Origin of the sequence: Salipiger sp. PrR002 (assembly GCF_010500775.1) — a bacterium.
GTDB lineage: Bacteria > Pseudomonadota > Alphaproteobacteria > Rhodobacterales > Rhodobacteraceae > Salipiger.
In genome coordinates this window covers 19,216-28,928 of sequence record NZ_JAAGOU010000044.1, presented here as the reverse complement: position 1 = coordinate 28,928, position 9,713 = coordinate 19,216, and the positions used below count along the sequence as shown (strand labels likewise).

Here is a 9,713-nt window from a genome sequence, read left to right as displayed (position 1 = left end):
ATCGTGCCGATGTTGCAGTGCGGTTTGCCGCGCTCAAACTTTTCCTTTGCCATGATGGCCTCCTTGGTCGGTGGCGGTGCGTGCGTGCACGCACCCTACTTGGGTAGGGTGCGGGGCCGAGCCCCGCACCGCTGCTTATGCGTATTTCGCCTGGATCTCGTCCGAGATGTTCTGCGGAACCGGATCGTAGTGGTCGAACTGCATCGTGAACTGCGCGCGGCCCGAGGACATCGAGCGCAGGGTGTTGATGTAGCCGAACATGTTGGCCAGCGGCACGAAGGCCTGAACTGCGACGGCGTTGCCGCGCGGCTCCTGACCCGACACCTGACCACGGCGGGAGGTGAGGTCACCGATGATCGAACCGGTGTACTCTTCCGGCGTGACCACTTCGACCTTCATCATCGGCTCGAGCAGCTTCGCGCCAGCTTTGCGCAGACCTTCGCGCATTGCCATCCGCGACGCGATTTCGAAGGCCAGAACCGAGGAGTCCACGTCGTGGAACTTACCGTCGATCAGCGCGACCTTGAAGTCGATCACCGGGAAGCCTGCCAGCGGACCGGAGTCCATGACCGACTTGATGCCCTTTTCGACGCCCGGGATATATTCCTTCGGAACCGAACCGCCGACGATCTTGCTCTCGAACGAGTAGCCTTCGCCCGCTTCGGTTGGGCTGATGACCAGCTTGACCTCTGCGAACTGACCCGAACCACCCGACTGTTTCTTGTGGGTGTAGGTGTGCTCGATCTCGTGACCGATGGTCTCGCGGTAAGCCACCTGCGGCGCACCGATGTTCGCCTCGACCTTGAACTCGCGCTTCAGACGGTCAACGAGGATGTCCAGGTGAAGTTCGCCCATGCCCTTCATGATGGTCTGACCGGACTCGAGGTCGGTCTCCACGCGGAAGGAGGGGTCTTCTGCGGCCAGACGGGCCAGACCCTGGGACATCTTCTCTTGGTCAGCCTTAGTCTTCGGCTCGACCGCGATCTCGATAACGGGATCGGGGAAGGTCATGGTTTCGAGAACGACCTGCTTCTGCGCGTCGCAGAGGGTGTCACCGGTGGTGGTCTCTTTGAGGCCAGCCAGCGCGATGATGTCGCCTGCGAAGGCTTCTTCGATCTCTTCCCGGTTGTTCGAGTGCATCATCATCATACGACCGATGCGCTCTTTCTTACCCTTGGTCGAGTTCATGATCGAATCGCCCTTCTTCATCGTACCGGAGTAGATACGGGTGAAGGTGAGCGAGCCCACGAAGGGGTCGTTCATGATCTTGAACGCGAGGCCCGAGAAGGGCTCTTCGTCCGAAGCACGACGCTCGATGTTCCGGGTCTCGGTCTCGTCATCCGGCGAGAAGCCCATGTACGGCGGAACGTCGAGGGGGCCGGGCAGGAAGTCGACCACAGCGTTGAGCAGGGGCTGAACGCCCTTGTTCTTGAACGCCGAGCCACCCAGAACCGGAACGAAGGACAGCGACAGCGTGCCCTTACGGATCAGGTTACGCAGGGTGGGAACGTCGGGCTCTTCGCCTTCGAGGTAGGCTTCCATCGCCGCATCGTCCTGCTCAACAGCATTCTCGATGAGGTGCGAACGCCACTCGTCTGCCACGTCCTTCAGGTCGTCGCGGATCGGCTGACGCACCCAGGATGCGCCGAGGTCTTCACCCTGCCAGACCCACTCTTCCATGGTCACGAGGTCGACGATGCCTTCGAGCTGGTCTTCTGCACCGATCGGGAAGTTGACGGGAACCGGGGTTGCGCCCGTACGGTCCTTGATCATCTTCACGCAGTTGAAGAAGTCAGCGCCGATCTTGTCCATCTTGTTGACGAACACGATGCGCGGCACCTTGTAGCGGTCAGCCTGACGCCACACGGTCTCGGTCTGCGGTTCCACACCGGCGTTGCCGTCGAGGAGACAGATCGCACCGTCGAGCACGGCCAGCGAACGCTCGACTTCGATGGTGAAGTCAACGTGGCCAGGGGTGTCGATGATGTTGTAGCGGAATTTCGTGTCCGAGGTACCTTCCTCGGTCGGATCTTCCTGCCACTGCCAGAACGTGGTGGTCGCGGCGGACGTGATGGTGATGCCGCGCTCCTGCTCCTGCTCCATCCAGTCCATGGTGGCTGCGCCATCGTGGACTTCGCCGATCTTGTGCGAACGGCCGGTGTAATACAGGATGCGTTCCGTCGTCGTGGTCTTGCCCGCGTCGATGTGGGCCATGATCCCGAAGTTGCGGTAACGCTGGAGGGGATATTCGCGTGCCATGTTGGTTTGCCTTTCCGGAGCTTACCAGCGGTAGTGGCTGAACGCTTTGTTCGCGTCGGCCATCTTATGGGTGTCTTCGCGCTTCTTAACAGCGGAGCCACGCGATTGCACGGCGTCCAGAAGCTCACCCGCGAGACGCTCTTCCATCGTGTTCTCGTTACGCGAACGCGATGCGGCGATCAGCCAGCGGATTGCCAGGGCTTCGCGGCGCTCGGGGCGCACTTCGACGGGAACCTGGTAGGTGGCACCACCAACGCGGCGCGAACGAACTTCGACGGCCGGCTTGATGTTGTCGAGAGCCTCATGGAACACTTCCACGGGCGCGCGCTTTACTTTGCCTTCAACGCGCTCAAGGGCGTTGTAGACGATGCGCTCTGCGACCGACTTCTTGCCGTCGATCATCAGGTTGTTCATGAATTTGGTCAGAACCCGGTCGCCATACTTGGCGTCGGGCAGGACTTCGCGTTTTTCGGCGGCGTGACGACGAGACATTTATATATCCTCTTACTTCGGACGCTTCGCGCCGTACTTGGAGCGGCGCTGCTTCCGGTCTTTGACGCCCTGGGTGTCGAGGACACCGCGCAGGATGTGATAACGGACACCCGGAAGGTCTTTCACACGGCCGCCGCGGATGAGCACAACAGAGTGCTCCTGCAGGTTGTGCGATTCACCCGGGATGTAGGAGATGACTTCGTAGCCGTTGGTCAGACGCACCTTGGCCACCTTACGCATTGCCGAGTTCGGCTTCTTAGGCGTGGTGGTGTAGACGCGGGTGCAGACGCCGCGCTTCTGCGGGCACTGTTCCAGGTGCTGCGACTTCGAACGTTTGACTTTCGGCTGCCGCGGCTTGCGGATCAGCTGTTGGATCGTGGGCATATGGGTTGTTCCCCGTAATTCTCACATATGTGTGCACGGGGAGCCCCCCATGCGGTTCAAGCGATAGGCGCCCTACGCGTCCGCAGGTCACCGGTTTTGTCCGTGCCGCAACCGACCCAGAGGGCAGTAACGACAAAATACCGCATACGTCCCCGGACATGGGTGACGTCGCGGTGGGTCTGCAGAGGATCAGGGCCTGTGACGCCGATCTTGACCACGCTAGTTCTGTAGAATGCGGCGGACGCACTTGGGCCTACCACCGGATTGAGGCGCGTATAGGGGGAGTCGCCCGGCTTGTCAACACGACCCGCCGCTTGTCAGCCGGTGGCGGCGATGCCAAGCATATGCGGGACACCCAAGAGGAGCCATTCGCCCATGCAGATCATCGGCCTGTGCCGTTTTTCCTACCCCGCCGAGGGCGGCTTTCAGGTCGAACACGACAGCATCGAGGCCCGCACTGCCTATCTCTACGCGCCCGCGCGGATGGAGGAAAGACTGCGCCATTTCGAATGCATCTGCCTGCCCGGGCTGAAGGCGCAAAGCGATGGCGAATTCACCTTCCTCATATTGGTCGGCGAAGCCATGCCCGCGATCTACCTCGAACGGCTGCGCGCGCTCATCGCGGATTTTCCGCAGGCCCGCATCGTCGCCCGCCCGCCCGGACCGCACCGGCAGGTGTGTCAGGAGGTGATCAACGCGGCGCGGGACATGAGCCAGCCCTGCCTCGAATTCCGCCATGACGACGACGACGCAGTGGCCGTGAATTTCATCGAAGACCTGCGTGCCGCCGCCCTCGATATCTCTGCCCTGCGCGCGCGCCACCGCCTCGTCGCCCTCGACTGGAACCGTGGCTATGTCGCCCGCCCGGATGCCGAAGGCCTCTGCGCCGAGCCCTGCATGACCCCTTTCTGGGGGGTGGCGCAGGCGGTCGCCGTGGCGCCGGGCGTGCGGCAGAGCATCATGAACTTCGGCCACCAAAAGCTGATCCAGTTCATGCCGACGCTCAGCTTCACCGACAGCCCGATGTATCTGCGCGGGCACAACGATCACAACGACTCGCGGCAAAAGAAACACGTGAAACCGGTCGATCTGCCGCGCCTCGACGCCGAGGGCGAAGCCGAGATCAAACGCCGCTTCGCCGTCGATTGCGATCACATCCGCCGCGTCTTCGCCTGAACGCCCCGCCCTGCCCCGCGCAACTGGCGTTCGCGCCAGAGGGTGAAACTGCCCATCACCGCGATGACCGCCGCCCCCATTAGGGTGAGCGGCGCGGGCACTTCGCCCCAGACCACCAGCCCCAGCAGCAGCGCCCATATCAGCCCGGTGTAGCGGAACGGCGCGATGAACCCCACGTCGCCCACGCGCATCGCCATCACGCTCAGCGTGTAGCCCGCGACGATGAGCACGCTGGTCCCCAGCATCAGCAGCGACAGCCGGCCGTCCAGCGGCTGCCAGTCCTCGCCCAGAGACCAGAGCCCAGCAAGCAGCAGCACCGACATGGCCGACGACAGCGTGACCTGCATCGACGGCACCGAAGGTGACAGCCGCCGCGTGGCCAGATCGCGCAGCGTGACCGAGCCGACCGCCGCCAGCGCCAGCAGCGAATAGGCGTTGAACCCTTCGGTGCCGGGCCGGACAATCAGCAGCATCCCCAGAAAGCCGCCCGTGATCGCCAGCCAGCGGCGCCAGCCCACCGGCTCGGAAAAGAACACCGCGCTGCCCAGGGTCACCGTCAGCGGCACCATCTGCAAAAGCGCCGTGGCATTGGCCAAGGGCATGTTGCGCAAAGCGGTCAGGAAGAAATAGGCCGAGCCGCATTCGGCCACCCCGCGCAGCGCCATCAGCGCCGCGTCTCGCCGGCCCGGACGATGCCGGAAGGCCCCGAGGCGAGCGGCAAGCAGCGCGATGCACAGGCTCGCGACAATCCCGCGCAGCACCAGAACCTGCGACAGCGGCAGGGCCGAGCCGATGGCTTTCACGCAGGCATCACTGAAGGTGAAGGCGGCCATATTCCCGATCATCAGGAGCACGCCGCGGCTGTTGTCCGAAAGGCTCTTCATGCGCCCTGCGCTAGCACCGCCGCCCCGCCGCCACCACGGGGAAACGATACTGCGCACGAAAACATCCGCCGTCGTGTCTTCTTCTTCTCTTTGAAAATACGCCGGGGGTGAGCCGCGCAGCGGCGAGGGGGCAGCGCCCCCTCCCCCGCCGCCTGCCCCTCAGCACCACCAAGACACAAAAAAGCCCCCGCACCGAAGCGCGGGGGCCGATCTTGTCCGGACCTTTCGGCCGCTGCGATTACTCGCGGCTTTCCGGCGTGTCCACGACCAGCGTGTCGAACTCGTCGCCACCGATCACGTCGCTCTCCGCCGAGGCTTCGGGCGCGGCCAGCAGCGCGGCCTGTTCGGCCTCGTCGCGGCGCACTTCGATCACCTTGTTGTCGCGCTCGGTCGCGATGCGACGCACCCGCTGGGTCGCGCCACCGGTGCCCGCCGGGATCAGGCGGCCCACGATGACGTTCTCCTTGAGGCCGACCAGCTTGTCCTTCTTGCCCTGCACCGAAGCCTCGGTGAGGACGCGGGTGGTCTCCTGGAAGGAGGCCGCCGAGATGAACGAACGGGTCTGCAGCGACGCTTTGGTGATGCCGAGCAGGATGGGCTCGCCCGTCGCCGGACGGCCGCCCTTCTTCTCGATCTTCTCGTTGGCCGCGTCGAACTCCGCCTTGTCCACATGCTCGCCTTTGAGCAGCGTGGTGTCGCCGGAGTCGTGGATTTCCCACTTCTGCAGCATCTGACGGACGATGACCTCGACGTGCTTGTCGTTGATCTTCACGCCCTGCAGTCGATAGACGTCCTGGACTTCGTCGATCATGTAGTTCGCCAGAGCCTCGACACCCATGATGGCCAGGATGTCATGCGGCGCCGGGTTGCCGTCCATGATGTAGTCGCCCTTCTGGACGTAATCGCCCTCGACCACCGGAATGTGCTTGCCCTTGGGGATCATGTATTCCTTGGGCTCCAGCGTGTCGTCGACCGGGTCGATCGCGATGCGGCGCTTGTTCTTGTAGTCCTTGCCAAAGCGCACATAGCCGTCGATCTCGGCGATGATGGCGTGGTCCTTCGGACGACGCGCTTCGAAGAGTTCGGCCACACGCGGCAGACCACCGGTAATGTCCTTCGTCTTCGCACCTTCACGCGGGATACGCGCCAGAACGTCACCGGCCTTGATCTCCTGACCGTCTTCGCACGACAGGATCGCGTCGACCGACATCGGGTAGGTGATCGGGTTGCCAGCCGCGTTGCGGACGGGCTCGCCATCGGCATCCATCAGGATGATTTCCGGCTTGAGCTCGTTGCCCTTCGGTGCCGCACGCCAGTCGATCACGATCTTCTGGGTCATGCCGGTGGCATCGTCGGTCTCGTCGCGCACGGCCACACCGTTGGTGAGGTCCACATGCTTGGCGACACCGTCGGCCTCCGCCAGGATCGGCAGGGTGTAGGGGTCCCACTCGAACAGCTTGTCGCCGCGGGCGACCTTCTGGCCTTCCTTGACAAACAGCTTGGTGCCGTAGCCGAGCTTGTGGCTCGCACGTTCCTTGCCGTCCTCGCCCATGATCCGCAGCTTCATGTTGCGGCCCATGATGAGCGTCTCGCCGATGGAGTTCTCGAGGGTCGAGGCGTTCTCGAACTCGATCACACCTTCCTGCGAGGCTTCCTGGAAGGACTGCTGGCCACCCTGAGCAACGCCGCCGATGTGGAAGGTCCGCATCGTCAGCTGCGTGCCCGGTTCACCGATCGACTGCGCGGCGATGATGCCGACAGCTTCGCCGGTGTTGACCATGGTGCCGCGTGCGAGGTCACGGCCATAGCACATGGCGCAGACGCCCTCTTCGGCCTCACAGGTCAGCGGCGAGCGGATGCGCGTGGACTGCACAGCCGCCTCGTCGATGGTGTCGGCCATACGCTCGTCGATGAGCTGACCGGCACGCACCAGCACTTCGCCGGAGACGGGGTGCGGGATGTCATCCGCAGCCACACGGCCGAGGATACGCTCTGCGAGCGAGGCGACAACCTCACCATCGTTGACAGCCGCTTCTGCGGTGATCGCGCGGTCGGTGCCACAGTCGTGCGCACGCACGATGCAGTCCTGCGCCACGTCCACCAGACGACGGGTCAGGTAACCCGAGTTTGCCGTCTTCAGAGCGGTATCCGACAGACCCTTACGGGCACCGTGGGTCGAGTTGAAGTACTCGAGAACGGTCAGGCCTTCTTTGAAGTTCGAGATGATCGGGGTCTCGATGATGTCGCCGTTCGGCTTCGCCATCAGGCCACGCATCCCGCCCAGCTGCTTCATCTGGGTGACCGAGCCACGCGCACCGGAGTGGGCCATCATGTAAACCGAGTTCGGCTCCATTTCCGACCCATCCTCGGCGCGCTTGTTGGCCGAGATGGTGTTCATCATGGCGTCGGTGACCTTGTCGTTACACTTCGACCAGGCGTCCACCACCTTGTTGTACTTCTCGCCCTGGGTGATCAGACCGTCGAGATACTGCTGCTCGAAGTCCTTCACCTGATCGCGAGTTTCCTCGACCAGTTCCCACTTGTTGTCGGGGATGACCATGTCGTCCTTGCCGAACGAGATGCCGGCGCGGAATGCTTCTTTGAAGCCCATCGACATGATCTGGTCACAGAAGATGACCGACTCTTTCTGACCGCAGTAGCGGTAGACGGTGTCGATGACCTTCTGCACGTCTTTCTTACGCAGCAGCGTGTTGACCAGATCGAACGGAGCCTTGGCGTTCATCGGCAGCAGCGCGCCGAGGCGCACGCGGCCCGGGGTCGTCTCATAGCGTTTGACGACCTCGTTGCCCTCTTCGTCGATCTGCTTGACGCGGCATTCGATCTTGGCGTGCAGATGCACCTCACCGGAGGTCAGAGCGTGCTCCACCTCTTCGATGTTCGAGAACTTCATGCCCTCGCCCTTCATGCCTTCGCGCATGATGGTGGTGTAGTACAGGCCAAGGATCATATCCTGCGACGGAACGATGATCGGGCTGCCGTTTGCCGGCGACAGAACGTTGTTCGTCGACATCATCAGCACGCGTGCTTCAAGCTGCGCTTCGAGCGACAGCGGCACGTGAACAGCCATCTGGTCACCGTCGAAGTCAGCGTTGAACGCCGAGCAGACGAGCGGGTGCAGCTGGATGGCCTTGCCTTCGATCAGCTGGGGTTCGAACGCCTGAATGCCCAGACGGTGCAGCGTCGGCGCACGGTTCAGCAGAACCGGGTGCTCGCGGATCACCTCGTCGAGGATGTCCCACACCTCGGGACGCTCTTTCTCGACCAGCTTCTTCGCCTGCTTCACGGTGCTCGACAGGCCTTTGGCCTCGAGCCGCGAATAGATGAAGGGCTTGAACAGTTCGAGCGCCATCTTCTTCGGCAGGCCACACTGGTGCAGCTTGAGTTCCGGACCGGTCACGATGACCGAACGGCCCGAGAAATCGACGCGCTTACCCAGAAGGTTCTGACGGAAGCGGCCCTGCTTACCTTTCAGCATGTCCGACAGCGACTTCAGCGGGCGCTTGTTGGCACCTGTGATGACGCGGCCACGACGGCCGTTGTCGAACAGAGCGTCAACGGCTTCCTGCAGCATCCGCTTTTCGTTGCGGACGATGATGTCCGGCGCGCGCAGTTCGATCAGCCGCTTGAGGCGGTTGTTCCGGTTGATCACGCGGCGGTAGAGGTCGTTCAGGTCCGAGGTCGCGAAGCGGCCACCGTCCAGCGGCACCAGCGGGCGCAGTTCGGGCGGGATGACCGGGATCACGGTGAGGATCATCCACTCGGGACGGTTGCCCGACTCGAGGAAGGATTCCACCACCTTCAGACGCTTGATGATCTTCTTGGGCTTGAGCTCGCCGGTCGCTTCCTTGAGGTCGGCGCGCAGCTGCTCGGCCTCGGCTTCGAGGTCGATGGCGGCCAGCATCTCGCGGATCGCTTCGGCACCGATGTTGGCGCTGAACGCGTCGGCGCCATACTGGTCCTGCGCGTCGAGGAACTCGTCCTCGGTCATCATCTGGCCGTAGGTCAGATCGGTGAGACCGGGCTCGATCACCACGTAGTTTTCGAAGTACAGCACGCGCTCGAGGTCACGCAGCGTCATGTCCAGCATGAGGCCGATGCGCGAGGGCAGCGACTTCAGGAACCAGATGTGCGCGCAGGGAGCTGCGAGCTCGATGTGGCCCATGCGCTCGCGGCGCACTTTCTGCAGGGTAACTTCGACGCCGCATTTCTCGCAGACGACGCCGCGATACTTCATGCGCTTATATTTGCCGCACAGGCATTCGTAGTCCTTGATCGGGCCAAAAATGCGCGCGCAGAACAGGCCGTCACGCTCGGGCTTGAACGTACGGTAGTTGATCGTCTCGGGTTTCTTGATCTCGCCGTAGGACCACGAGAGGATCCGCTCGGGCGACGCCAGCGACACTTTGATCTCGTCGAAGACCTTCGGCGGGGTCAGCGGGTTGAACGGGTTGTTCGTCAGTTCCTGGTTCATGTCGTCTTCCTAAATGACAGGGCTTG

The 9,713-nt window shown here is 62.8% G+C and carries 6 protein-coding genes; 1 reads left to right on the top strand and 5 read right to left on the bottom strand.

Going from position 1 to position 9,713, the window contains the following annotated elements; all coding sequences use genetic code 11:
- Window positions 1–135: 135 nt before the first annotated feature.
- From fusA to rpsL, 3 genes are read right to left on the bottom strand one after another with little or no spacing between them, the layout of a single operon-like run.
- Complete coding sequence (gene fusA / locus G0A00_RS24290) at window positions 136–2,259, bottom strand: elongation factor G (protein WP_164184841.1); 2,124 nt, start codon at window positions 2,257–2,259, stop codon at window positions 136–138.
- 21 nt (window positions 2,260–2,280) lie between these two features.
- A complete protein-coding gene (rpsG, locus tag G0A00_RS24285; protein ID WP_066104045.1) occupies window positions 2,281–2,751 on the bottom strand; it encodes a 30S ribosomal protein S7 in 471 nt (156 codons plus the stop codon).
- 12 nt (window positions 2,752–2,763) lie between these two features.
- On the bottom strand, window positions 2,764–3,135 hold the full coding sequence (rpsL, locus tag G0A00_RS24280) for a 30S ribosomal protein S12 (protein ID WP_005862801.1): 372 nt from the start codon (window positions 3,133–3,135) through the stop codon (window positions 2,764–2,766).
- Window positions 3,136–3,510: 375 nt separating this feature from the next.
- Between rpsL and G0A00_RS24275 the strand changes: the two genes are divergently transcribed.
- Entirely contained in the window at window positions 3,511–4,311 is an 801-nt protein-coding gene (locus tag G0A00_RS24275) for a putative rhamnosyl transferase (RefSeq protein ID WP_164184842.1), read from the top strand.
- Here G0A00_RS24275 and G0A00_RS24270 read toward each other — a convergent pair.
- Window positions 4,287–5,195, bottom strand: coding sequence for a DMT family transporter (locus G0A00_RS24270; RefSeq protein WP_164184843.1), 909 nt, complete (start codon window positions 5,193–5,195; stop codon window positions 4,287–4,289). The two genes, G0A00_RS24275 and G0A00_RS24270, sit on opposite strands and share 25 nt — an antisense overlap.
- Window positions 5,196–5,433: 238 nt before the next feature.
- Entirely contained in the window at window positions 5,434–9,687 is a 4,254-nt protein-coding gene (gene rpoC, locus G0A00_RS24265) for a DNA-directed RNA polymerase subunit beta' (RefSeq protein ID WP_164184844.1), read from the bottom strand.
- Window positions 9,688–9,713: the final 26 nt, after the last annotated feature.

Excerpts from the sequence above, each read along its gene's own strand:
- fusA (WP_164184841.1), bottom strand. The coding sequence starts at position 2,259 with ATGGCACGCGAATATCCCCTCCAGCGTTACCGCAACTTCGGGATCATG.
- rpsG (WP_066104045.1), bottom strand. The coding sequence starts at position 2,751 with ATGTCTCGTCGTCACGCCGCCGAAAAACGCGAAGTCCTGCCCGACGCC.
- rpsL (WP_005862801.1), bottom strand. The coding sequence starts at position 3,135 with ATGCCCACGATCCAACAGCTGATCCGCAAGCCGCGGCAGCCGAAAGTC.
- G0A00_RS24275 (WP_164184842.1), top strand. The coding sequence starts at position 3,511 with ATGCAGATCATCGGCCTGTGCCGTTTTTCCTACCCCGCCGAGGGCGGC.
- G0A00_RS24270 (WP_164184843.1), bottom strand. The coding sequence starts at position 5,195 with ATGAAGAGCCTTTCGGACAACAGCCGCGGCGTGCTCCTGATGATCGGG.
- rpoC (WP_164184844.1), bottom strand. The coding sequence starts at position 9,687 with ATGAACCAGGAACTGACGAACAACCCGTTCAACCCGCTGACCCCGCCG.